Below are 20,567 nucleotides of genomic sequence, written 5' to 3'. Positions count from 1 at the left end.
GCGATGCTGGCTTTGTTCGGCGGCCTAATCGTCCTGTCCCACGGCTCAGCGATTGCGCCCTTTATTTACACGCTGTTCTGACGGACGGCGGCGCGGCGAATGTATGTTCTGGGAATTTCCGCATTTTATCACGACAGCGCTGCGGCGCTGGTCAGGGACGGTAAGGTTGTCTCTGCGGCGCAGGAAGAACGGTTCACCCGGAAAAAGCACGACCCGGGATTTCCTCAGCAGGCCATCGGATTTTGCCTTGATCAAGCGGGGATATCGCTTTCTGACGTCGAGGCGGTCGTATTCTACGACAAGCCCTTCCTGAAGTTCGAACGTCTACTTGAGACGTACGTCGCCTTCGCTCCCCGCGGTTTTGCGTCGTTCCGTCGCGCGATGCCGATCTGGTTGCGGGAAAAGCTGTTTCTCAAAGACCTTCTGCAAAAGCGTCTGAAGGCGGCGTTCGGGGACTTCGATGGGCAGAACAAGTTGTTGTTCTCGGAACATCATCTCAGTCACGCGGCATCGGCCTTTTATCCGTCGCCGTTCGACGAGTCGGTCATTCTCACCATGGACGGTGTCGGCGAATGGAGCACGACCTCGGCGGCAATCGGTCGGGGCAGCGACATTCTCATCGACCGGGAAATCCATTTCCCCCATTCGCTGGGGCTTCTGTACTCCGCGTTTACCTATTATCTGGGGTTCAAGGTCAACTCTGGTGAGTACAAGGTCATGGGCTTGGCGCCGTATGGCGAACCTGTCTATGTGGATACGATTCTCGACAATCTGATTGACCTGAAGGCGGACGGATCGTTCCGGTTGAACCTATCCTATTTCAATTACTGTACCGGCCTGACCATGACCAATGGGGACTTTGATGCCCTGTTCGGTGGGCCGCCCCGGCAAGCCGGAGCCCCCCTGGAAAAGCGTGACATGGATATCGCCGCTTCCATTCAGGCCGTTACCGAAGAAGTGGTCTTGCGCCTTGCACGATCACTAGCGGCTGAGACGGGAATTTCGAATCTGTGTCTTGCCGGTGGTGTTGCGCTTAACTGCGTCGCCAACGGCAAAGTGCGGCGCGAAGGCATTTTTCGCGATATCTGGATTCAGCCTGCCGCCGGTGACGCTGGTGGCGCCCTGGGTGCGGCATTGGCCGGCCACCACATGTATCTGAAGCAACCGCGGACAAGGGCCGCCGCCGGCGACGACATGGCCGGTGCCTATCTGGGGCCGGAATACGCCCAGGACGAAATCGAACGAAGATTAGCGGCACAGGACGCCAGGTTTCAGGTTCTGTCCGACGAGAAGGTCATCACGGAAACCGCCAAGGCCTTGGCCGAGGGTGCCGCAGTGGGGTGGTTCCAAGGCCGGATGGAGTTCGGGCCAAGGGCACTTGGCGCGCGCTCCATATTATCCGATCCACGCCCGGCGGATGCGCAGCGAAAGCTGAATCTGAAAGTGAAGTATCGGGAGAGTTTCCGTCCCTTCGCCCCGTCTGTCCTTGAGGACCGGGCGGGAGACTGGTTCGAAGGAGGGGGGGCGTCATCCTACATGCTGTTCGTTGATTGGTTGCGCGAGGATCTTCGGAAGGCGCCGAGTGAGACCGATCATAACGTTTGGGGTGCCGATCAGTTGAATATCGCGCGGTCGCCGGTCCCGGCGGTGACGCATGTGGATTTTTCCGCCCGGCTCCACACGGTCGCCCAGGATACAAATCCCCGGTTTCACGCCTTGTTGACGGAATTTGATCGGGTGACAGGATGTCCCGTACTGGTCAATACCAGCTTCAATATCCGCGGGGAGCCGATCGTATGCACGCCGGAGGATGCTTTCCGATGCTTGATGGGCACGGAACTTGAGCTTCTTGTGATCGGCAATTGCATGGTGCGGAAATCCGAACAGGTCGTCGCGCCGATCACGGACTACAAGGACGCGTTTGAACTGGATTGAAGGGCGCCGGCGTACCGTCGGCGGAAAACCCAACGTGAAATCGGCGCTGCAGAATTTCGGACTTCTCCTGCTGTCCTTGGTGGTTGCCTGGGGCGGGATCGAATCGGTGATTTTCCCGATGGCGGTTCCTAACCTGCCCATGCGCCTGCATGCGTTCCTGGGTGAGTTGGAGCCCTTGGCCCAGAGCTCGAAATCCGGGTTGCGGCCGAAAGGGGAATGGGTGCTGCTTGTCGGGGACTCCTATGCCAAGGGGAATGGCGATTGGTTTCTGTCCGTCGACAAGGGGGGCAACCCACCGTTTCAGGCGGCGCATGTCATCCACGAAAAGACCGGACGCGATGTGCTCAATTTCGGGTTGCCGGGGGCCGGCAGTGCCGGCGCCTGGGTCATGCGTCCGGAAGAATACATGACTTGGCTGGACCTGAGTTGGCGCTACGGGGTCGAGCGGCCGAAGACCGTGTTCGCCTATTTCTACGAAGGCAACGATCTCGACGACAATCTGCGCCGCGCGGCATTTCATTTCGGAGGTGCTATTCCGAATGACTTCCTGACGAATGCCGCGGCCGTCGATACCTATCTCGAAACGTTCGCCGGTGCCCGTCAACGGGACAATGTGACGGTGCTCTACAATCTTTTCGCTCTAAAGTTCGCCCGCAATATCCTGCGTCACGGGCTTTCGTCGCGCAGCGATGTGGCGGAGGCCGAACTGCAGGCCGCGACCCAGGACCGCCCCGTGACGGCGCCCTCATCTTCACAATCTTCAAATGCTATCCGCATCGACGGTCGCGCCGAACCGGTAAGCGGGCCGATGCAATCTCCAAGCCTTGAACTTTCTCCGACCGAAACAGATGGCGCCTTGTTGATTTCGGAACGGGCGCTCGTCCGCCTGCGTGCGCTGTTTCCGGATTCAGACATCGTCACTGTATATCTGCCGTCCCCGCTGACGGTTTACGAGCCGGCGTCGGATCATGTCGTCATTCAGACTTACCACAAAGGCCCAGCCCGCTGGCCTGCGGCGGCCGTTGCGGCCCGCAGTGATGCGTTGTGCCGGCGCCTGCGTGACATCGCGGGCCGTGCCGGCGTTGGGTTTCTCGATACCCGCGTGGCGCTTCACGCTGCGGCGCGGGTTCGGGCGATCCACGGCCCGCGCGATTGGAAGCACCTGAACCGTCATGGGCAGGAAGTGCTCGGCGCTGTGCTGTCGGACAGCATCGGGGACAATGCACCCGTCGGTGCCTGCGCGACACTTTCCGGATAAGCCCCCCCCTACACGGAAAAGAAAACCGGCCCGCGAGGAGCGGGCCGGCGAGTTTTAACAGGGAGGCTGCCGAGGCATCCGGGGAGGGAGGGGAGAGGGATACCTCGACAATGACCATACCCTAGCGGGCAGATCGGTCTGATTCAGTGACCAAAGTCACATTCAAAAAAAATAATTTAAAGGGCTGGCAGTGGTCTGAGCGCGGGTGCGCCGGGCGCGTCAGTGTTCTTGGAGCTGACGATAGAAGTTGCGATCCAGCAGCACGGCCTCGGACAAGGTACGGCGGCGGTTTTGGGAATCTTCGCGAACCAGAACGTAATGAGGAACAGGCGTGCGTTCGCTGCCGTTGGCGGCGACGACCCAGACCATGCGGGGTTCGTCCACCTTCACGAAACGGGCGCCAAGGTCGATGCGACGCTTCTTCATTCTTCTTCGGTTTCTTGGTCTTCTATGGGGTGACAGGGGGAGAGCACTTAGTCGCACTACGTAACGCGGCGGTCACCTGCTTTTCAAACTAAAAATCGGCCCGAAGGGCGAAAAAAAGACTTGCCTGATGAACGGCGGTGTTTAGGCGCGAAGATTGACCAATCGCCCGCGCACCGCGCTTTCGAACAATCCTTCATTGCCGATCTGGATAAAGGACTGAGCGGTGCCGCCGCGGAACTCAAGCGTGTCGCCCAGAGCGGCCAGGCTCGACAGCCGGCTTTCCGCCGTGCGTAGGGCGACGCGCACGCGGGTGCGGGCCGCCACCGCCTCATCCTGGGTCAGGGCGCTGATCCCGGCAAGGTCCAGGCCTGTGCTGTCGAGCGGTTGGGCGCGCACGGTGATGCGGCCGCCGAATTCCGTGGTCTGGATGGTTACCCGGCCCTGGCGGCTGGAAATCAGGTTAACGCCACCCGTTTCGGCGCGCGCGACAAGGCGGTCGATGGCACCCAGCGCGCGCCCGGCGGCGGTGGTGATGTTCAGCCGTGACACCCGCGTTTCGTCAAGGCGAAGGGCGGTGCGGGGCGATATCAGCCCGCCGTTGATGGCGGTGGACAATTGCTCTTCCAGGGCGCGCAGATGATTGACGATCTGCCCGCCCGCCGTCGTGGCGCGGCCGAGGGCGGTGGCGGCGTCGGCCGCACGCAGGGTGATGCCTTGCCGCGGATCAAGGGACAGGCCAAGGGAATCGGGGGTGGCGCGGGACGGTGTCGCCGCCGCGGTTCGTTCGAAGGAAAGGGCACTGCGGGCACGGCTGACGGCAAGCCCGCTCGACAGGTTCAATTGCGTGGCGATGGCGGCGTTGATGTCCGTGGCCATGGACATTCCCGGGAACCGTTCCTCAGTGGGGCGGTTCGTTCTGGCGGCCGCGGTCCGTTCTGTGCGCGGTCCGGAATGCGCGGAACGGCCCGTTCCTCGGGCCATCCTGGACGTCAAGTCGGTGCTCAGTCTAGCAAGCGGGAGGGCGGCAGCCAACTGCGGCGATGCTTTGGAGCGTGACGGAATCTCAGCGAAACCGCCTAACTAATTGAATTTTAATGGTTAACAAAATCAACGTCCGGTCCGCGAATCGGACCGCAATACTGCGCAAGTAGTTGCGAAAGTGCGATTCCGCCACTGTTGCGGAACGATTTTGTCCTTCACGGGGCTGGTTTCGAGCCGCCGAGGTCCAGCCGGCTTCCTTCGGGCCGGGTCAATGCCCGCCTGTCCATATGGATGTGAAGTCCTGAATTATCAAAACATTAACCAATTTACCTCAACAATAACCTTGGATTCGGGAGAAGGCCCGTTGATGTTCAAGACCTCTGCCGCCGGTGTTTCGGCTGTCTGGCCCCCGCTTAACAACGATAGCAGTTGCATGGTGCCGGCGAGCGGGTAAATTCATTGCATCACGGGTATGGACCGGACCGGCCGGACGGCCATCCGACGTTCGCGGGGATCCCGGTTCGGGGCGGGACGGCAGGCCGGAGGGGTGACGTCGGCAGCGAACAGGTATGGGGCAAGGCAATGACCCAGGACATTAAAAAACATTCCTATACCATTCCATGTGCCTCCGCGTTCCGCGACGCGGTGATGGACTTGGCCGCCCGGCGGCGTGTCAACGTGGGCGATCTGGCGCGCTCGGTGCTGCTGGTCGTTCCGGAAGGCGTGATCCGGGATTTCCCCGATCCGGGCGAGCCGGATCAGGACGACCGCGAAACGGTCATTCTCAAATCCGGCACGGCCAAGGGCCGTCCATGGCGGCGCAAGCCGCGCCTGCAGGTACGGATGGCGCCCGGCTTCGAGGTTGAATTCATGCGCCGCGCCCTGGCCATCGCCCTGGCCTTGGATCACGGGGAAACTCGGGTGTTGCTGCATTCCGAGGACGCCCCGCAAGAGCCGCCGGAAACGACCGGACGGGAGGTCGTCGACCCCGAAGAGATCGTCCGTCTGCGCACCATCGTTTCGGTGCTTTCCTTCGACCCCTTGAACGACGGTGTGCGCTCGCGCGAGGACGCCCTTTACGTCCTCGGCTTCCCGCCGGGCCGCACCCCCGACGGCGAGACGTTGCGCGCACGGTTCCGCATGCTGGCGACCATTCATCATCCGGACAGTCCCCACGGCGACCATCGGCGCATGAGCCAGCTCAACAGCGCCATGGACATCCTGAAGCGCGGCGCGGCCTGACCGCAGTTCCGGCTGCCGAGAGGGCTGGGAGCATAACCGGTGCGCTAGCGGAATGAAAACCGCTGTTCTCCTGGCCTGAATCCGACGCCCTGCGAGCCATTTTTTCTTGAGGCGGTCCGGCCGTTATGGCCTCATGCCGGCCAAGGACGAGACGCGCCGCCCTGCCGTTCGGCAGCGGCGGACCAACGACATTCAGGATAAGATCATGCGACTAAAAGATAAGGTGGCGCTGGTGACCGGCGCCGGGTCAGGCTTTGGTGAAGGCATCGCCCACCGCTTCGCCGAAGAAGGGGCACGGGTCGTCGTCGCCGACATTGACGGCACGGCGGCCGAGCGGGTGGCCAAGGACATTCAGGCTCGCTCCTTCCAATGCGATGTTTCGAACAGCGACCAGGTCAAGGCCATGGTCGACGCCACCGTCAGCTGGCACGGCCGCCTCGACATCCTGGTCAATAACGCGGGCATCGCGCAGAAGCGGGGCCCCATGCTGAGCGTCAGCGAGGCCGATTTCGACCGAATTTACGCCGTCAATGTGAAGAGCATCTATCTGGCGGCCGTCCATGCCGTCCCGCAGATGCGGACACAGGGCGGCGGCGTGATCCTGAATACGGCCTCGACCGCCGGCGTGCGCCCGCGCCCGGGCCTGACCTGGTACAACGGATCCAAGGGGGCGGTCATCACCCTGACCAAGTCCATGGCCGGGGAACTGGCGGCGGACAAGATCCGCGTCTGTGCGATCAACCCCGTACTGGGGGCGACGGGCCTGACCGCCGATTTCATGGGCGGCGATAGCCCGGACCTGCGCGCCCAGTTCAATACCACCATTCCGCTCGGCCGCATGTCGACGCCCCGGGATGTCGCCAACGCGGCCCTGTTCCTGGCCTCGGACGAGGCCGAGTTCCTGACCGGCGTGTGCCTAGAGGTCGACGGCGGGCGCTGCATTTAGGCATCCGCCGCCACCATAATCACAACAGGGGGAGTATCCATCCATGCCCAACAACAAGCCGCGCCTTCTGGTCGCCCGCATCTTCCCGCAAGACGTAATGGACCGCGCTGCCCGTGACTATGACTGCATCGTCAATTCCGAGGACGCCAATTGGTCGGGGGCCGACGTGATCGCCCGGGCGGGCGACGTCGATGCGATCCTGACGTCCGCGCGCACCAAATATCCGGCCGAGGTCATCCAGGGCCTGCCGGCGAACGTGCGCATGCTGGCGACCTTTTCCGTGGGCTATGAGCATATCGACCTCGACGCCGCCAAGGCGCGGGGCCTGGTCGTCACCAACACGCCGGATGTGCTGACCGAGGCCGTGGCCGACATCACCATCCTGCTGCTGCTGGCGGCGTCGCGCCGGGCGCGCGAAGCGTTTGAGATGATTTCCGGCGACAACTGGCTGAACATCGGCGGCTGGCGGCCGACTCAGTTCCTCGGCACCGGCGCCCAAGGCAAGGTCCTGGGGATTCTCGGCATGGGCCGCATCGGCCGCGCGGCGGCGGCCCGGGCGCGGGCCATGGGCATGACGATCCATTATCACAACCGATCCCGCCTGGCGCCGGACCTGGAACAAGGCGCGGTCTATCACGACACGCCGCAGTCGCTGTTGAAGGTCTCGCAGTTCCTGTCGATCCATTGCGAATCGACGCCGGAAACGCGTCATCTGATCAACACCGACGGCATCGCCCTGATGCCCGAGGGGGCGATCATCGTGAATACGGCCAGGGGTGACATCATCGACGACGACGCGCTTATTCCGGCACTGGAATCCGGGCGTATCGCGGCCGCCGGGCTCGACGTATTCGCGGGCGAACCCGACGTGGACAAGCGCTACTTTACCACCAAGAACGCGTTCATCCTGCCGCATATCGGCAGTGCGACGGTGGAAACGCGCAACGCCATGGGCTTCCGCGCGCTGGACAACCTGGACGCCTTCTTCCGGGGCGAGGAGCCGGTCGACCGGCTGGCCTGATCGGTTCGCCCTGATTGGTTAGCAACGGCGCATGAAAAAAACCGCCCGGGGGCTTGGCGCCGCCGGGCGGTTTTCGATTCCCCCGAAGGGGAACGCGGTTCGGCTATTCGCGGTTGCCGAAGAACTGCAACATGAAGATGAACATGTTGATGAAGTCCAGGTAGAGCGTCAAAGCGCCCATGATGGCCTTCTTTTCGTGCGTTTCCGAATGATCGCCTTCGGCGTAGATCGCCTTGATCCGCTGCGTATCGTAAGCGGTCAAACCGGCGAAGATCAGTACGCCGAGGGCCGAGATCGCGAAGTGCAGCGCGGAGGATTCTAAGAAGATGTTGACGACCGAGGCGATCAGGATGCCGATCACGCCCATGACCAGGAAGGTGCCGAAACCGGACAGGTCCTTCTTGGTCGTATAGCCGTAGAGCGACAGGCCTGCGAACGCGGCCGAGGTGATGAAGAACACTCGGACGATGCTTTCGCCGGTGAAGGCCAGGAAGATGTAGCTGAGCGACAAGCCCATCAGCCCGGCGTAGACCCAGAACACGGTCTGCGCCGTCGCGGCCTTCATGCTGTGGATGCGCGCGGACAGGTAGAATACGAAGCCAAGCGGCGCCAGCATGACAACCCAGCGCAGCGCCGTGCCGTGAATCGCGTTCATCAACTCGCCCGAGGTCGAGGCGGCGAAGGCCACCGCACCCGTGAGCGCCAAGCCGATGCACATGTAGTTGTAGACGCGCAGCATGTAGCTGCGCAGGCCGACGTCGATGCCGGCGGCAGCGGCCTGCGCATGGTCCATGCGCGCAGTCTGCAGCCGGAACCTATCGTTCTGACCCATAGCCATTGATGTTCTCCTTTTACACTTCCCTAATCGGGTGGCCGTCCTTGTGACATTGCGGCCCTGCCCGGTGAAACCTGTGAATTTCCCTGTTCCTAATATGGCAGCGAATCCCGGAAATTCAACTGTTACCGGGGGCGTCACATAGGTTTTACGTACGATTTCGGCGCCGACGTTTCCGTCACTGGTTGCGCAGGTGGGGCATGGCCTTCTGGCCCATGGCCCGCCAGGTCCCGAACAGCCCCATGACCAGGGTCACCGCCAGGCAGAACGCCGCCGTCACGGCGGCAGCGGGCAGATCGAAGGCCCAGTCGCTTTTCATCAGGTGGACGACGATGCCCCAGGCTGCCGCCGTGCCCACGGCCGCCCCGATGACCGCCGTCAGCAGACCGAGGGCGCCGTATTCCAAAAGATAGCCGCCCAACACCCGGCCGCGCCCGGCGCCCAACACCTTGAACACCACGGCGTCATAGACCCGGCGCCGATGACCGGCGGCGATGGTCCCGGCCAGGACCAGGGCCCCCGCCGCGATGGTGATGGCGGCGACCCCCCGCACGGCCCAACTGACGCCTTCCATGATGCGCGCGGCGGCTTCCAGGGCTTCGCGCACGCGGATGGCGGACACGTTGAGGAACTTGTCGGCGACCGTGCGCTCGATGGCGTCCTCGGCGGATGGCGGGGCTTCGACGGCGGCGATATGGCTGTGGGGGGCCCCTTCCAGGGTGCCGGGCGCAAAGATGATGGCGAAATCGAAACGCAGCGACCGCCAGTCGATGCGGCGCAGGCTGGCGACGGTGGCCGTGACCGGCCGGCCCAGGATGTTGAGGCTGAGGGTATCGCCCAATCCGATGCCGAAGCCCTTGGCCAGATTGGCGTCGAGCGAAATCAGCGGCGGCCCGGCATAATCCTGGGGCCACCACTCACCGGCGGTGATCTCGCTGGCCTCCGGCCGCACGGCGGCATAGGTCAGGGCGCGGTCGCCCCGGATTGCCCATTGGCTGTCGGGGGCGATCTCGATTTCGTCCACGGGCGTGCCGTTGATATGGGTGATGCGCCCACGCAAGGAGGGGACGCGTTGCAGATGGGCGGCTCCCTTGACGCCCATCACGGCGGCGTCGAATTCGGCGACCTGATCCGGCTGAATATCCAAAAAGAAGAAGGCCGGGGCCTCTTCCGGCAAGCGTTCGCTGACTTGACGGGTCATGTTGGCGTCGATCAGGGCGACGGCGACCAGCACGGCCAGGCCCAGGCCCAAAGAAGTGACGACACTGGGCACCATGCTGTCGGGCCGCCCCAGGTTGGCGATGACCAAACGCAGTCGCGCCCCCGGCGGGTGCTTGTACGCCCGGGCGGCACGTCCGACGGCCCAGGCGGCGGCGCGCAACACGGCCAGGAAAAGAATGGCCCCGCCGACGAACCAATAGGCGAACCCGCGGTCCGCCGCCGTGGCGACGGTCAGTGCCGCGAGGGCGGCCACGCCCAGCGCCATCAGCATAAGATAGACAGCCCTGGGGCGGCGGCCGGCGGGGGCGACGCGGTCGCGGAACAGATCACCCGCCCGGACTTCCCGTGCACGGGCCAGCGGCCAAAGGGCGAAGGTCACGGCGGATAACATGCCGAAGGCCGCCGCCGTGGCCAGGGCGGCGGGGAAGATGCCGGGTTCAGGCGCCACCGGCAGCAGCCCGCCGAAAGCAGTCACCCCCAGCCAGGGCAGGACGGCGCCCAGGACAAGACCCAGCGCCACGCCCCCCGCGGCCAGGATCAGCACCTGGATCAGGTAGATCGTGAAGATCAGCCGCCCGGGCGCCCCCAGGCATTTCAGGGTCGCGATGGTTGTCGCCCGCTGGTCCAGGTATCCGGCGACGGCGTTGGTGATGCCGATGCCGCCGACCAAAAGGACCGTCAGCCCGACGAAGCCCATGAACAGGGTCAGGCGTTCGACGAAGCGGCGAACGCCGGGGGCGGCCTCGTCCGCCGCGCGGATGCGCCAGCCGGCGTCGGGGAATTGTTCGCTCAAACCTTCGATGAAGGCGGGGACGGTGGTCCCCTGCGGCAGCATCACCCGGTGGTGATAGCGGATCTGGCTGCCCGGTTGCACCAGCCCCGTGGCGGGCAGGGCGTCCAGGGACACCATGAAGCGGGGGCCGAAGGAAAACACGCTGGCGACGCGGTCGGGCTCTTTCTTGATGACGGCGCGGATCTCAAACTCTGCCTCGCCCACGCGCACCCGGTCGCCGACCTTGGCCCCCAGGCGGGCCAGCAGGTTGCCGTCAACGGCGGCCCCCCAGGCGCCGTTCCGGTTTGCCAGAATGTCGCTGAGCGGCAGGGCGGGCTCCGTGACAAGTTTACCGGCGAGTGGATAGGCGCCGTCCACCGCCTTCAGTTCGGCGAGGGAACGCCGGGCCTGAGGGTCGAGCGGCCGGGCCATGGTGCGCATTTCCACCGTGTCGGCGCGCGCCCGGGTATGGGCGTCGAGATAGGCAAGCTGCGCCGCGTCGGCGGCGCGGTGGGTCAGGCGCAGGTCGACGTCGCCACCCAGCAGTTTCGTGCCGTCGCGGTCCAGCCCGGCGACGAAGGACCGGGACAGGGAATTCACGGCGGCGATCGCCGTCACGCCCAACACCAGACAGGCGAGGAAAATGCCGAGCCCGCGCAACACCCCGCCGGGCCCGCCCTTGAGGTCACGCCAGGCCAGACGCCAGGCAAGGGCGATGCCCATGGGGTCAGTCCCCCGCCAGGCGCAGGGCGGTCTGGTCGTCCGCGACCAGGCCGTCGCGGATGGTCAGCATGCGCCCGCAGCGTTCGGCCAGGGATTTTTGATGGGTGACCAGCAGCAAGGTGGTGCCCAGGCGTTCGTGCATGCCGAACAGTAGGTCGATGATCTGGTCGCTGGTGTGTTCGTCCAGATTGCCCGTCGGCTCGTCCGCCAACAGAAGCTTGGGTGCGCCGGCGAAGGCGCGGGCGAGCGCCACGCGCTGCTGTTCGCCGCCCGACAGCTGACCCGGATAGTGGCTGGTGCGATGGCCCAGGCCGACGGCGGAAAGTTCCTCCGCCGCGCGGTCGAAGGCGTCGCTTCGCCCGGCGAATTCCAATGCCACGGCGACGTTTTCCAGCGCCGTCATGGTCGGGATCAGATGGAAATCCTGGAACACGATGCCCAGGTTGTCGCGGCGGAACCGGGCCAGGCCGTCTTCGTCCAGGGCCGTCAGGTCATGGCCGGCGACGGCGACCGCGCCGCCTGTCGCCTGTTCCAGGCCGCCCAGAACCATCAGCAGCGACGTCTTGCCCGACCCGGAGGGGCCGACAATGCCCAGGGTTTCGCCCGCCCCGACGGTCAGATCGATGCCTTTAAGGATATTGACCTCACCGGCTTCGCTCTCCAGGGTAAGGCGCAGGTCGCGCGTCCGTACCGCGGGCGTCGCCGGGCCGGTCTTTCCATTCGGATGAGCATCCATGCAATCGTTCCGCCGCCGTTTGTCTATCATGGGATATGTGCGTAAGGCCGCGAATGTCAACGCGGCGGCTGTCTTTCTGTTGGCGTTGATGTGGTTTTCCCCGGCCGCGGGCGCGGCCCCGCCGCTGCGTCTGCTCGTGCTGGGCGACAGCCTGACCGCGGGTTATGGGCTGAAGGCTGAAGACGGATTCACGGCGCAGCTGCAGGCGGCGTTGAAGGATGCCGGGCGCGATGTCGTGGTCCTGAACGCGGGCGTGTCCGGCGACACCACGGCGGGTGGGCGGGCGCGCATCGGCTGGGCGCTGGGCGACAAGCCCGACGCGGTGATCGTCGAACTGGGCGCCAACGACGGCCTACGCGGCCTTGACCCCAAGGCGACCTTCGACAATCTGGACGCCATCATTGCCGACATCCGCACGGCCGGCCTGCCCGTGCTGCTGACCGGTATGCTGGCGCCGCCCAACCTGGGCCGCGACTACGCGGATGATTTCAACGCGGTCTTTCCGCGCCTCGCGGAAAAGAACGACGTGTTGTTCTATCCGTTCTTCCTGGCCGGTGTTGCGACCAAACCGGAACTGAACCAGGACGACGGCATTCATCCCAACCCCAAAGGCGTGCGGGCCGTCGTCGACCGTATCCTGCCCTATGTGCTGGACCTGCTGGCGTGGGCGAAGACGAAAGCGGGGGCGTCGTGAGTGGCTTCAAACATGCCCATGCGGGGGGATCGGACTGGGCCGAGGTCGCACGCGACTGTGCCCGACAGCTTGACCCCATCCCCGAGGGCGCCAATCTGGGCTTTCTCTATGTCACCGACGCGCTGGCCGACGACCTGACGTCGATTCTCACCTTCCTGCGTCAGACTTCGGGCGTCGAGGACTGGGTCGGCACCGTCGGCATGGGCATCTGCGCAGGCGCCCAGGAATATCATGACGCGCCGGCGGCGGCGGTGCTGCTGGGCGCCTTTCCCGCGGATTCGTTCCGGGTGTTTCCGGTCCTGCGCAGCGGGCTCGGCGACATGCCGGCGGGGCTGCGCGGCTGGGTCGACGATGGCGCCGCGCCCTTCGGCGTAGTTCACGGCGATCCCTACAACCATCACCTGCCCGAGCTTTTGGAAGAAACCGCGAGCGGCCTGTCGTCATTCCTGGTCGGCGGGCTGACGGCGTCGCGCGGCAGCGGTCCGCAGATCGCGGGCACGATCGCCAAGGGCGGAGTCTCGGGTGCGCTGTTCGGGCCGCAGGTCCAGGTCGCGACGGGGCTCAGTCAGGGCTGCACACCCGTGGGCGAGCCGCGCCAAGTGACCGAGGCCGAAGACAACATCATCATGTCGATCGACGGCAAGCGGGCATTGGACGTCATGAAGGCTGACATCGGTGAACTTCTGGCGCGCAATCTGGAACGGGTCGCGGGATATATTCATGCGGCCTTCCCCGTGCCGGGGTCCGACACCCGGGATTATCTGGTGCGCTCGCTTCTCGGCATCGACGTGGACCGCGGCTGGGTCGCCGTCGGCGGTGCGGTCGAGACCGGCGACCGCGTCATGTTCGTGCGCCGCGACCCGATCTCCGCCGAACAGGATTTGGCCGACATGGTCAACGGCCTGAAGGCGCGCCTGCCGTCCCCGCCCCGGGGCGGGCTGTATTTTTCCTGCGTCGCGCGCGGCCCCGGCATGTTCGGAGCACCCGGCAAGGAAATGGCCCTGATCGTCGAACGTCTGGGCGACATCCCCCTGGTCGGCTTCTACGGTAACGGCGAGATTTCCAACGCTCGGCTCTACGGTTATACGGGCGTGCTGGCGCTGTTTCTCTAGGACCCGCCGCCGATCCCGCGAATCGGGACCATTTCGCCCCCGGTTTTTTTCCACCGCCGCCCAACCGCGCCATGATGGTGCCGCATTTGCTTTCGACCCTCGGGGCCTGGAAAGCGGCGTCGTCCGGGCGGCTTCCTTGGCACCTTGATGCATACGTCTGGACATCCCCAAACCGACGCCATAGAAGCGAAGGCAAGGGAACGGTGTCGTCTGTTCCGGGAAGCCAACAGCCAGGGAGGCCGCGTGATGCGCCTTTTCGTCGGATTGGACCTGCCCGAAGACCTTCGTCTCACCCTTGGCCTGCTGCGCGCCGGCATCAACGGGGCGCGCTGGGTTCCCCCTGAAAATTTCCACATCACCCTGCGTTTCATCGGCGAGGCCGACCGCCATCAGGCGGCCGACCTGGACGACGCCCTGGCCGACATCGACGTGCCGGCCTTCGATCTGGCGTTCCACGGGGTCGGCAGTTTCGCCTCGCGCGGGCGGCTTCGGGCGATCTGGGCCGGGCTCGAATCCTCAGGCGCGCTTGTCCATCTTCATGACAAGGTGGAGCGCGCGGCGGTCCGCACAGGCTTCGCCGAGGAACAGCGCAAGTTCAAACCTCATGTCACCCTGGCGCGGCTCAAGGGCACGCCGGAGCTTGCCGCGCAGCGGTTCCTCGAAGACCACGCCGGGTTCACGACCCGACCCTTCACGGTGGAACGATTCGTGCTGTTCGAAAGTACGTTGGGCGGCGAAGGGGCGCATTACACGCCGCTCTGCCGCTATCCGCTGCGCACCTTCGATTACGCCGACTACGGCGATTTCGAGGATCTGGCCGCCGACTACGCCGACAACGAGGCCTAGGCGCCCTTGATCAGATCGGGCAGGCGCGTCATGTCGTCGAACACGATCTCGGCCCCGGCGGCCATCAGGGTTTCCCCGTAATTCGCGACCTCCCTGGCATGGGAGGCACCTGCGAAGCCCAGGACCCGCATGCCCGCGCGCCGGGCCCCGGTCACCCCGGCGGTGGAATCCTCGATCACCAGGCAGTCTTCCGGCGCCCGGCCCATGGCATTGGCGGCGTGAAGGAACAGGTCCGGCGCCGGCTTGCCCCGTTTGACCATGCCGGCAGAGAACAAATGCGGCTTGAAGAACGGCAGCAGGCCGGTGACACCCAGGGTCGTCTCGATCTTCACGATCGGGCCCGACGAGGCGACGCAGCGCTCATGGGAGAGCCCCCGCACCATCTCCAAAACCCCCGGCATGGGTTTCAATTCGCGCTGGAAGGCTTCCCGGTCCTTGACCTTCAGGGTCTCGATGAAATCGTCAGGCACCTCGACGCCTTCGCCGCGCACCAGGTTGACGACATCGGTCATCCATTTGCCGGTGAAGCGTTCACGGCACTGCTTGGCGGTGATGGGATAACCCAGGGCCGACAGCTGGCCGGCCAGCACGCGCGATGCGATCATCTCGCTGTCCACCAGCACGCCGTCGCAGTCGAATATCAAAAGCATGGATTACTCACCGAAGGGATCAAGGGGCCGCAGGTGTACGGGCTGCGGCCATCGCTTGTAAAGAAAGGATGCAACGCGCCCGGGTTTCGGGTCAGCGCGCCAGATTGGTTGCGCGGATGTGGTCGAGCAGGCCCCGGGACGCGTCCTCGATCATATCCAGCACCTGTTCGAACCCGTCGCCGGCGCCGTAGTAGGGATCGGGCACTTCCGTCAGGCCAAGCTGAGGGGCGAACGACAGGAACATGTGCAGGCGGTCCCCCCGTCCCTGGGGTGCCAGCACGGACAGGGCCGCATGGTTGCGCCGATCCATGGCGAGCACGTAGTCGAAATCCTCGAAATCCTCGGTCCGGGCTTGGCGGCAACGCAGGTCCGACAGATCGACGCCCCGGCGTTTGGCGGCTTCCTGGGCTCGGCGGTCCGGCGGTTCGCCGATATGCCAATCGCTGGTGCCGGCGGAATCGGTCTTGATGTCGGCGTCCAGGCCTTCGCGGCGAATCAGGTCGCGGAACACGCCCTCGGCCGTGGGCGAGCGGCAGATGTTACCAAGGCAGACGAACAGAACGTTGACCAAGGTGCGGCCCTCTCTCTTAAATAGTGCGGCGGTGAAATCAGACGGCGCAGCTTAGCGCGCGGCGGGGAAGGGCGACAACCATGGCTGATGCGGGGACGACGGAAGATCAGCCGTCCATCGTGATTCTGACCGGTGCGGGCATATCCAAGGAATCGGGGCTTGCGACCTTCCGCGATGCGGACGGTATCTGGGCCCGCTACCGCATCGAGGACGTGGCCACGCCCGAAGCCTATGCCCGCGACCCGGAACGGGTTCTGGGGTTCTACAACGCCCGGCGCCGGGGGGCCGTCGCCGACGACGTGCATCCCAACGCGGCGCACCTGGCCCTGGCGCGGCTGGAGGCCGAATGGCCGGGCGAGGTTCTGATCGTGACCCAGAACATCGACGACCTGCACGAACGCGCCGGATCGAAAAACCTGATCCATATGCATGGCGAACTGTTGAAGGCGCGCTGCACGGCCTGTACCGGGGTGCATCCGTGGCGGGACGACATCACCTTGGACCATGCCTGTCCGGCTTGCGGGTCCCTCGGCACCCTGCGCCCGCATGTGGTGTGGTTCGGGGAAATGCCCTTGGGCCTGGATGACATTGACGACGCGATCGGCGATTGCGGCCTGTTCCTGTCGATCGGCACGTCGGGCAATGTCTATCCGGCGGCGGGATATGTGCGCCAGGTGCGCATGATCGGCCGCGCGCGGACAATGGAATTGAACCTGGAACCCAGCGAGGGGGCGAGCCTGTTCGAGCACGCCCGCTACGGTCCCGCGTCGGAAACCGTGCCGGCCTTTGTCGATGACCTGCTGATGCGGGGGTTGGCCGCCGTGGACTAGATCAGCCTTCGTCGATCAGGCGCACGCCGTCGAAATCCTCCAGCTTTTCCGCGTCGATGATCTGGTGCAGCAGCTTGCTGTAGGTCTTGGGGATTTCCGAATATTGGGTCAGCCGCGTCGCCAGGTGCCGCGCGTCCGGGTCGCGGCCCTGGGCGCGCATCTCAAGGCGTGCCTGGCGGAACTCTAGATAGGCCGGGTGGGTGTTCAGGTTCAGCATGTAATGGCCCATGCCTTCGCTCAGGTCGGCATATTTCACGACCTTGAAGCCATCGGCCTTTTCTGGCTCCAGCCCCGGGGTGTCGGGGTTGTAGGTGCGGATGCCGAACAGGTTGTTGGCGTCGCGCGCGAAGCGCGAGGTGCCCCAGCCGCTTTCCAGCGCCGCCTGGGCCAGCACCATGGAGGCGGGAATGACGTCGATCCGTCGGCGCAGGGTGGCAATGTCGCCGGGCGTTACCTGGTACTTTTCCCAGATGTATTCGGGCACGTCCTCGGCCGGGCCGGCGGCGTGTCGGCGCTCGCCTCGGATGCGGGCGTTTTCGCGGGCGACCAGGGGCAGGGCGATCTTGAGGAAGGCCTGTTTCTTGGCCTCAAGGTCGAGGGCGTCCAGGTCGGTTGCGATGCGGGCCGCGAACACGGGCGGCACCACGCCGGTCCGGCGGACCTTGTCCAGGGAAACGGCATGCAGGGGATCATGGGCCAGGGCAGCCACGGCGCGGGCCTTGCCCATGGCTTCCTGCCGCACGTCGCGGTCGGTCATGTCGAAGACGATCCCGGCGGCGGCCAGAAGGACGGCGGTAAGGCCCGCCGTGGCGGTCCAACGCGCGGGGGTCAGGCGCTGCAGGCATGCGGTCATGTTCATCACTTTTCGTTGCCGGTGCGGCCGTGTGGCCAAGATGTGGTCGGCCCTTGGGCGTTGCAAGGCCTTATCGGCATTGCCCCCTTGGGGCCACCCTTCAAACATGCGGCCCTGAATGCCCCGCAAGGGGGACGACATCAGGGCGGCATTACGACCATTCCATGGCAACTTGTAACAGAAAGCGGCTGCCGCTTGTCGTCGACCGCCGTCTTATCGGCCGCCGCAGGGCGGCAGGGACAGCAGATAGGCGACGAGGTCGCGGCGATCCCGCGCGTCTTTGATGCCGTCATAGGTCATGGTGGTGCCGGGTACGACCCCCAGCGGATCGGCCAGAAACCGGTCGAGGGTTTGCCTGTTCCAGGTGAACCCCATGGCCCGCATGGCATCGGAATACTCGAACCCGGGCATGCCCCCGGCTTGCCGACCTTTAAGCCCGCAATGGCGCGGGCCGACGCGGTCATGGGCAACGGCGTGACAGGCCAGGCAGCGGTCGTAAACCTGTTTGCCGCGGGCGGGGTCCGGGGCAGCGGCGGCCTGTGCCGGGACCGCGGCGACGATGACGGCCGCCGCCAACGGCCCGGCCCAGGCCCGGCGAAAGGTGGCGCGGGTGCGGTCGGCGGCCCCCTTTCGGGGACCGCCGCCGGCTGCGCCGAGGGGGGTGCGGCGCGCGCGCATTACGATACGAAGGCCACGGGCACGGGGTTCTGGCCCAGGGCGTTGCGTAACACCGCCCAATGCATGGCTTCGTCGCCGAGGATGCTCGCCGCCGCCTTGGCCAGATCGCGGTTCTGGAACAAGGGCACGGCACCCAGATAGGCGCTGACCGCACCCTTTTCCAGGCCGGCGGCGAAGCCCAGCACGTCGTTCTGGGACTTCAACTGGTCGACCGGGAAGTCATAGGTCTTTTTCGCGTCCACGGGTTTGCCGCCGAGCGAGCGCACGGTCTTGGCCAGGACATCCGCGTGTTCCTTGTGATGGCCCTGGAACTGCACGGCAAGGTCCAGAACCGGCTTCTGCAGCAAGCCGCTTTCAGCCCCCACCTGATAGGCGGCGATGGCTTCCAGCTCGGCCCCGAGGGCCGTGTTGAGGATCGAGATATCGGCCGCGCTGGCGCTGCTGCCGGCGGCGGCACTTTCGCATCCGGCAAGCATGGCGACGGCGGCGGCGGACAGGGTCAGGGTTCCGGCGCCGCGCAGAAAGCTGCGGCGGGGCAGGATCAGACCGTTGTCTTCAGCCGGAAGGTCCGGGGCCTGAAAGTCGGGTTGGGTATCGGTCATGGTGGTCTCCTTTTGGTTTGGTTGGGGGGTGATGGAACCTGGGCAAAGGGGTGGCGTTGACGCCCATGGGGCGCCTGCATCTCAGGAAAGGTTCTGAAGCGTCAGTCGGGTGAGGGCGTCAGGCGATTGAGAACCCCGTTGACGATGCGGTCGCAGCGCGCCCCGGCGAAGGGATGGACATCCTGCAAGGCGCTGCCGGCATCCCGGTCAAGCAGGTCGCGCAGCCGCGCCCGGGCCCGGTGAAACCGGGTGCTGACCGTGGCCGCCGGAATGCCCAGCATGTCGGCCGTTTCATCGACGGAAAATTCCTCGATCCCGCGCAGGACGAAAACCGCCCGGAAGTCTTCCGGCAACTGGGCGATGGCGACTTCGAGATAGCGGCGGATTTGGTCCCGCGCCGCGTCCTGTTCCGGTGTGGTGGCCTGGGCCATCAACCCGCCCGCCGGGCGCAGGTGGGCGGCCATGGAAATCACGTTTTCCATCGTATCCAATTGTTCGGTCATGCGGGTTTTCCTGCCGCGGTTGTAAACTTCATGGAGGGCGATCTTAACCAGCCAGGTCGACAGCCGGGCCCGCCCGTCGAACCGGTCAATCGCCCGGAACGCCTTGATATAGGTTTCCTGAATGATGTCTTCGGCATCCGCGTCGCTGGGCACCAGGTTGCGGACAAAGCGGTACAGCAGCCGGTTATGGGCGCGCATGATGGCTTCGAACGCCGTGTGGTCGCCGGCGCGGGCCTGGTCGATGACGGCCGCCGTCACCGTGACGTCTTTGTGAACGGGCTTCCTGGCGCTGTGCATTGAATTTCGTCCTCAGGCGGTTAACGATGTCTGGTCATTGGACGCGGCAGTCGGCGAAAATGTTCCCGCCTTTTTTCAGATCATGCGTGACGCCCCGAATCGCAATGACATTTATCCGCCGCAACGGTGCGGGAGGGCCGCCATGGGATCGGAAAATCTGGAAACGGTGTTAAAGCGCGCCCGCGCCTGCACCACCTGTGCGGATCATCTGCCGCTGGGCCCCCGACCCGTGGTGCGCATGGCGCCGTCGGCACGGGTGCTGCTGATCGGACAAGCGCCGGGCACCAAGGTTCATGCCTCGGGCGTGCCTTGGGACGATAAATCCGGGGAACGGCTGCGCGACTGGCTGGCCGTCGGCTCGGACGTTTTTTATGATGAATCCCGCATCGCCATCATGCCCATGGGGTTCTGTTATCCGGGGCGGGCGCCCAAGGGCGGCGATAACCCGCCGCGCCCGGAATGCGCGCCGCAATGGCATGGGGCTTTGCGGGCGTTGCTGCCGGAGGTGCGCCTCACCCTGCTGATCGGTACGTACGCTCAGAAATACCACCTGGGTAGCCGCGCCCCCGCGACGATGACGGAAACGGTCGCCCGTTGGCGTGATTTCCTGCCGGATTATCTGCCGACCCCCCATCCCAGCTGGCGCACCACTCATTGGATGAAAAAGAACCCCTGGTTCGAATCGGACCTGTTGCCGGACCTCCGGCGCGTTGTGGCCAAGGCCCTGGCCTGATCTCCGGCCCTTGCGTCACGGCACCGCGCCGGGTCGGGTCTTGACGTCGGGCATCGAGGGCGCGATGCTTGGTCGATAAGCACATCCGCTTGAGCTTGTTTT

21 protein-coding genes are annotated in these 20,567 nt (G+C 64.9%); 10 read left to right on the top strand and 11 right to left on the bottom strand.

The window, feature by feature from the left end; translation table 11 throughout:
- Window positions 1-99: 99 nt before the first annotated feature.
- Together KFF05_17060 and KFF05_17055 are read left to right on the top strand one after the other, a co-directional pair.
- Window positions 100-1,935, top strand: a complete 1,836-nt coding sequence (locus tag KFF05_17060) for a carbamoyltransferase (GenBank protein UTW51583.1) — start codon at window positions 100-102, stop codon at window positions 1,933-1,935.
- A 79-nt stretch (window positions 1,936-2,014) separates the two neighbouring features.
- Complete coding sequence (locus tag KFF05_17055; GenBank protein ID UTW51582.1) at window positions 2,015-3,193, top strand: hypothetical protein; 1,179 nt, start codon at window positions 2,015-2,017, stop codon at window positions 3,191-3,193.
- A gap of 219 nt (window positions 3,194-3,412) precedes the next feature.
- Here KFF05_17055 and KFF05_17050 read toward each other — a convergent pair whose 3' ends face one another.
- The gene (locus tag KFF05_17050; protein UTW51581.1) at window positions 3,413-3,619 is read right to left on the bottom strand and encodes a hypothetical protein; all 207 of its coding nucleotides are present in this window, start codon (window positions 3,617-3,619) and stop codon (window positions 3,413-3,415) included.
- A 141-nt stretch (window positions 3,620-3,760) separates the two neighbouring features.
- Window positions 3,761-4,501 (bottom strand): hypothetical protein, encoded by a 741-nt coding sequence (locus tag KFF05_17045; protein UTW51580.1) that lies wholly within the window; start codon window positions 4,499-4,501, stop codon window positions 3,761-3,763.
- Between the two features lie 681 nt (window positions 4,502-5,182).
- Here KFF05_17045 and KFF05_17040 point away from each other — a divergent pair.
- From KFF05_17040 to KFF05_17030, 3 genes are all read left to right on the top strand, one after another.
- Complete coding sequence (locus tag KFF05_17040) at window positions 5,183-5,842, top strand: J domain-containing protein (protein ID UTW51579.1); 660 nt, start codon at window positions 5,183-5,185, stop codon at window positions 5,840-5,842.
- Window positions 5,843-6,047: 205 nt separating this feature from the next.
- Window positions 6,048-6,788: an SDR family oxidoreductase gene (locus tag KFF05_17035; protein UTW51578.1), complete on the top strand. Its 741-nt coding sequence runs from the start codon at window positions 6,048-6,050 to the stop codon at window positions 6,786-6,788.
- A gap of 43 nt (window positions 6,789-6,831) precedes the next feature.
- Window positions 6,832-7,809 (top strand): D-glycerate dehydrogenase, encoded by a 978-nt coding sequence (locus KFF05_17030; GenBank protein UTW51577.1) that lies wholly within the window; start codon window positions 6,832-6,834, stop codon window positions 7,807-7,809.
- Window positions 7,810-7,912: 103 nt separating this feature from the next.
- On the opposite strand, the gene KFF05_17025 is transcribed toward KFF05_17030, so the two are convergent.
- The 3 genes from KFF05_17025 to KFF05_17015 all read right to left on the bottom strand — a co-directional run bounded on the left by KFF05_17025 (window position 7,913) and on the right by KFF05_17015 (window position 12,096).
- Window positions 7,913-8,647: a Bax inhibitor-1/YccA family protein gene (locus tag KFF05_17025; GenBank protein ID UTW51576.1), complete on the bottom strand. Its 735-nt coding sequence runs from the start codon at window positions 8,645-8,647 to the stop codon at window positions 7,913-7,915.
- Window positions 8,648-8,822: 175 nt separating this feature from the next.
- Window positions 8,823-11,360 carry an FtsX-like permease family protein gene (locus tag KFF05_17020; GenBank protein UTW51575.1) on the bottom strand — a complete coding sequence of 846 codons (2,538 nt, stop codon included), beginning with the start codon at window positions 11,358-11,360 and terminating at the stop codon, window positions 8,823-8,825.
- 4 nt (window positions 11,361-11,364) lie between these two features.
- A complete protein-coding gene (locus KFF05_17015; protein ID UTW51574.1) occupies window positions 11,365-12,096 on the bottom strand; it encodes an ATP-binding cassette domain-containing protein in 732 nt (243 codons plus the stop codon).
- On the opposite strand from KFF05_17015, the gene KFF05_17010 reads away from it, so the two are divergent.
- The 3 genes from KFF05_17010 to thpR all read left to right on the top strand — a co-directional run bounded on the left by KFF05_17010 (window position 12,095) and on the right by thpR (window position 14,748).
- On the top strand, window positions 12,095-12,790 hold the full coding sequence (locus KFF05_17010; protein UTW51573.1) for an arylesterase: 696 nt from the start codon (window positions 12,095-12,097) through the stop codon (window positions 12,788-12,790). The two genes, KFF05_17015 and KFF05_17010, sit on opposite strands and share 2 nt — an antisense overlap.
- Window positions 12,787-13,902 (top strand): FIST C-terminal domain-containing protein, encoded by a 1,116-nt coding sequence (locus tag KFF05_17005; GenBank protein UTW51572.1) that lies wholly within the window; start codon window positions 12,787-12,789, stop codon window positions 13,900-13,902. The genes KFF05_17010 and KFF05_17005 overlap by 4 nt, the downstream gene beginning before the upstream one ends.
- Window positions 13,903-14,145: 243 nt before the next feature.
- Window positions 14,146-14,748, top strand: a complete 603-nt coding sequence (gene thpR / locus KFF05_17000; protein ID UTW51571.1) for an RNA 2',3'-cyclic phosphodiesterase — start codon at window positions 14,146-14,148, stop codon at window positions 14,746-14,748.
- On the opposite strand, the gene KFF05_16995 is transcribed toward thpR, so the two are convergent.
- Together KFF05_16995 and KFF05_16990 are read right to left on the bottom strand one after the other, a co-directional pair.
- Window positions 14,745-15,398 carry an HAD family hydrolase gene (locus KFF05_16995; GenBank protein ID UTW51570.1) on the bottom strand — a complete coding sequence of 218 codons (654 nt, stop codon included), beginning with the start codon at window positions 15,396-15,398 and terminating at the stop codon, window positions 14,745-14,747. The genes thpR and KFF05_16995 overlap by 4 nt on opposite strands.
- A gap of 91 nt (window positions 15,399-15,489) precedes the next feature.
- Window positions 15,490-15,969, bottom strand: a complete 480-nt coding sequence (locus tag KFF05_16990; protein ID UTW51569.1) for a low molecular weight phosphotyrosine protein phosphatase — start codon at window positions 15,967-15,969, stop codon at window positions 15,490-15,492.
- Between the two features lie 80 nt (window positions 15,970-16,049).
- Here KFF05_16990 and cobB point away from each other — a divergent pair, with 80 nt between their 5' ends.
- Entirely contained in the window at window positions 16,050-16,799 is a 750-nt protein-coding gene (gene cobB / locus KFF05_16985) for an NAD-dependent protein deacylase (GenBank protein ID UTW51568.1), read from the top strand.
- 1 nt (window position 16,800) lies between these two features.
- Here cobB and KFF05_16980 read toward each other — a convergent pair whose 3' ends face one another.
- From KFF05_16980 to KFF05_16965, 4 genes are all read right to left on the bottom strand, one after another.
- On the bottom strand, window positions 16,801-17,658 hold the full coding sequence (locus KFF05_16980) for a glucosaminidase domain-containing protein (GenBank protein ID UTW51567.1): 858 nt from the start codon (window positions 17,656-17,658) through the stop codon (window positions 16,801-16,803).
- 207 nt (window positions 17,659-17,865) lie between these two features.
- Window positions 17,866-18,330 (bottom strand): c-type cytochrome, encoded by a 465-nt coding sequence (locus tag KFF05_16975; protein UTW51566.1) that lies wholly within the window; start codon window positions 18,328-18,330, stop codon window positions 17,866-17,868.
- Window positions 18,330-18,932: a ferritin-like domain-containing protein gene (locus KFF05_16970; GenBank protein UTW51565.1), complete on the bottom strand. Its 603-nt coding sequence runs from the start codon at window positions 18,930-18,932 to the stop codon at window positions 18,330-18,332. Before KFF05_16970 ends, KFF05_16975 begins: the two co-directional genes overlap by 1 nt.
- Before the next feature lie 101 nt (window positions 18,933-19,033).
- Window positions 19,034-19,732, bottom strand: a complete 699-nt coding sequence (locus KFF05_16965; GenBank protein UTW51564.1) for an RNA polymerase sigma factor — start codon at window positions 19,730-19,732, stop codon at window positions 19,034-19,036.
- A gap of 142 nt (window positions 19,733-19,874) precedes the next feature.
- Here KFF05_16965 and KFF05_16960 point away from each other — a divergent pair, with 142 nt between their 5' ends.
- Entirely contained in the window at window positions 19,875-20,465 is a 591-nt protein-coding gene (locus KFF05_16960; protein UTW51563.1) for a uracil-DNA glycosylase family protein, read from the top strand.
- The last annotated feature ends 102 nt before the right edge of the window (window positions 20,466-20,567 follow it).

This window comes from bacterium SCSIO 12827 (assembly GCA_024397995.1).
Lineage (GTDB): Bacteria > Pseudomonadota > Alphaproteobacteria > Rhodospirillales > Casp-alpha2 > UBA1479.
This window is presented reverse-complemented; position numbering and strand designations above follow the sequence as displayed.

What these genes read in the sequence shown, in the direction of transcription:
- KFF05_17020 (UTW51575.1), bottom strand. Translation starts at nt 11,360, where the DNA reads ATGGGCATCGCCCTTGCCTGGCGTCTGGCCTGGCGTGACCTCAAGGGC.
- KFF05_16995 (UTW51570.1), bottom strand. Translation starts at nt 15,398, where the DNA reads ATGCTTTTGATATTCGACTGCGACGGCGTGCTGGTGGACAGCGAGATG.
- KFF05_17010 (UTW51573.1), top strand. Translation starts at nt 12,095, where the DNA reads ATGCAATCGTTCCGCCGCCGTTTGTCTATCATGGGATATGTGCGTAAG.
- KFF05_17035 (UTW51578.1), top strand. Translation starts at nt 6,048, where the DNA reads ATGCGACTAAAAGATAAGGTGGCGCTGGTGACCGGCGCCGGGTCAGGC.
- KFF05_17025 (UTW51576.1), bottom strand. Translation starts at nt 8,647, where the DNA reads ATGGCTATGGGTCAGAACGATAGGTTCCGGCTGCAGACTGCGCGCATG.
- KFF05_17015 (UTW51574.1), bottom strand. Translation starts at nt 12,096, where the DNA reads ATGGATGCTCATCCGAATGGAAAGACCGGCCCGGCGACGCCCGCGGTA.
- cobB (UTW51568.1), top strand. Translation starts at nt 16,050, where the DNA reads ATGGCTGATGCGGGGACGACGGAAGATCAGCCGTCCATCGTGATTCTG.
- KFF05_16980 (UTW51567.1), bottom strand. Translation starts at nt 17,658, where the DNA reads ATGAACATGACCGCATGCCTGCAGCGCCTGACCCCCGCGCGTTGGACC.
- KFF05_16960 (UTW51563.1), top strand. Translation starts at nt 19,875, where the DNA reads ATGGGATCGGAAAATCTGGAAACGGTGTTAAAGCGCGCCCGCGCCTGC.
- KFF05_16970 (UTW51565.1), bottom strand. Translation starts at nt 18,932, where the DNA reads ATGACCGATACCCAACCCGACTTTCAGGCCCCGGACCTTCCGGCTGAA.
- KFF05_17050 (UTW51581.1), bottom strand. Translation starts at nt 3,619, where the DNA reads ATGAAGAAGCGTCGCATCGACCTTGGCGCCCGTTTCGTGAAGGTGGAC.
- KFF05_17030 (UTW51577.1), top strand. Translation starts at nt 6,832, where the DNA reads ATGCCCAACAACAAGCCGCGCCTTCTGGTCGCCCGCATCTTCCCGCAA.
- KFF05_17040 (UTW51579.1), top strand. Translation starts at nt 5,183, where the DNA reads ATGACCCAGGACATTAAAAAACATTCCTATACCATTCCATGTGCCTCC.
- KFF05_17045 (UTW51580.1), bottom strand. Translation starts at nt 4,501, where the DNA reads ATGTCCATGGCCACGGACATCAACGCCGCCATCGCCACGCAATTGAAC.
- KFF05_16975 (UTW51566.1), bottom strand. Translation starts at nt 18,330, where the DNA reads ATGCGCGCGCGCCGCACCCCCCTCGGCGCAGCCGGCGGCGGTCCCCGA.
- KFF05_16965 (UTW51564.1), bottom strand. Translation starts at nt 19,732, where the DNA reads ATGCACAGCGCCAGGAAGCCCGTTCACAAAGACGTCACGGTGACGGCG.
- KFF05_17060 (UTW51583.1), top strand. Translation starts at nt 100, where the DNA reads ATGTATGTTCTGGGAATTTCCGCATTTTATCACGACAGCGCTGCGGCG.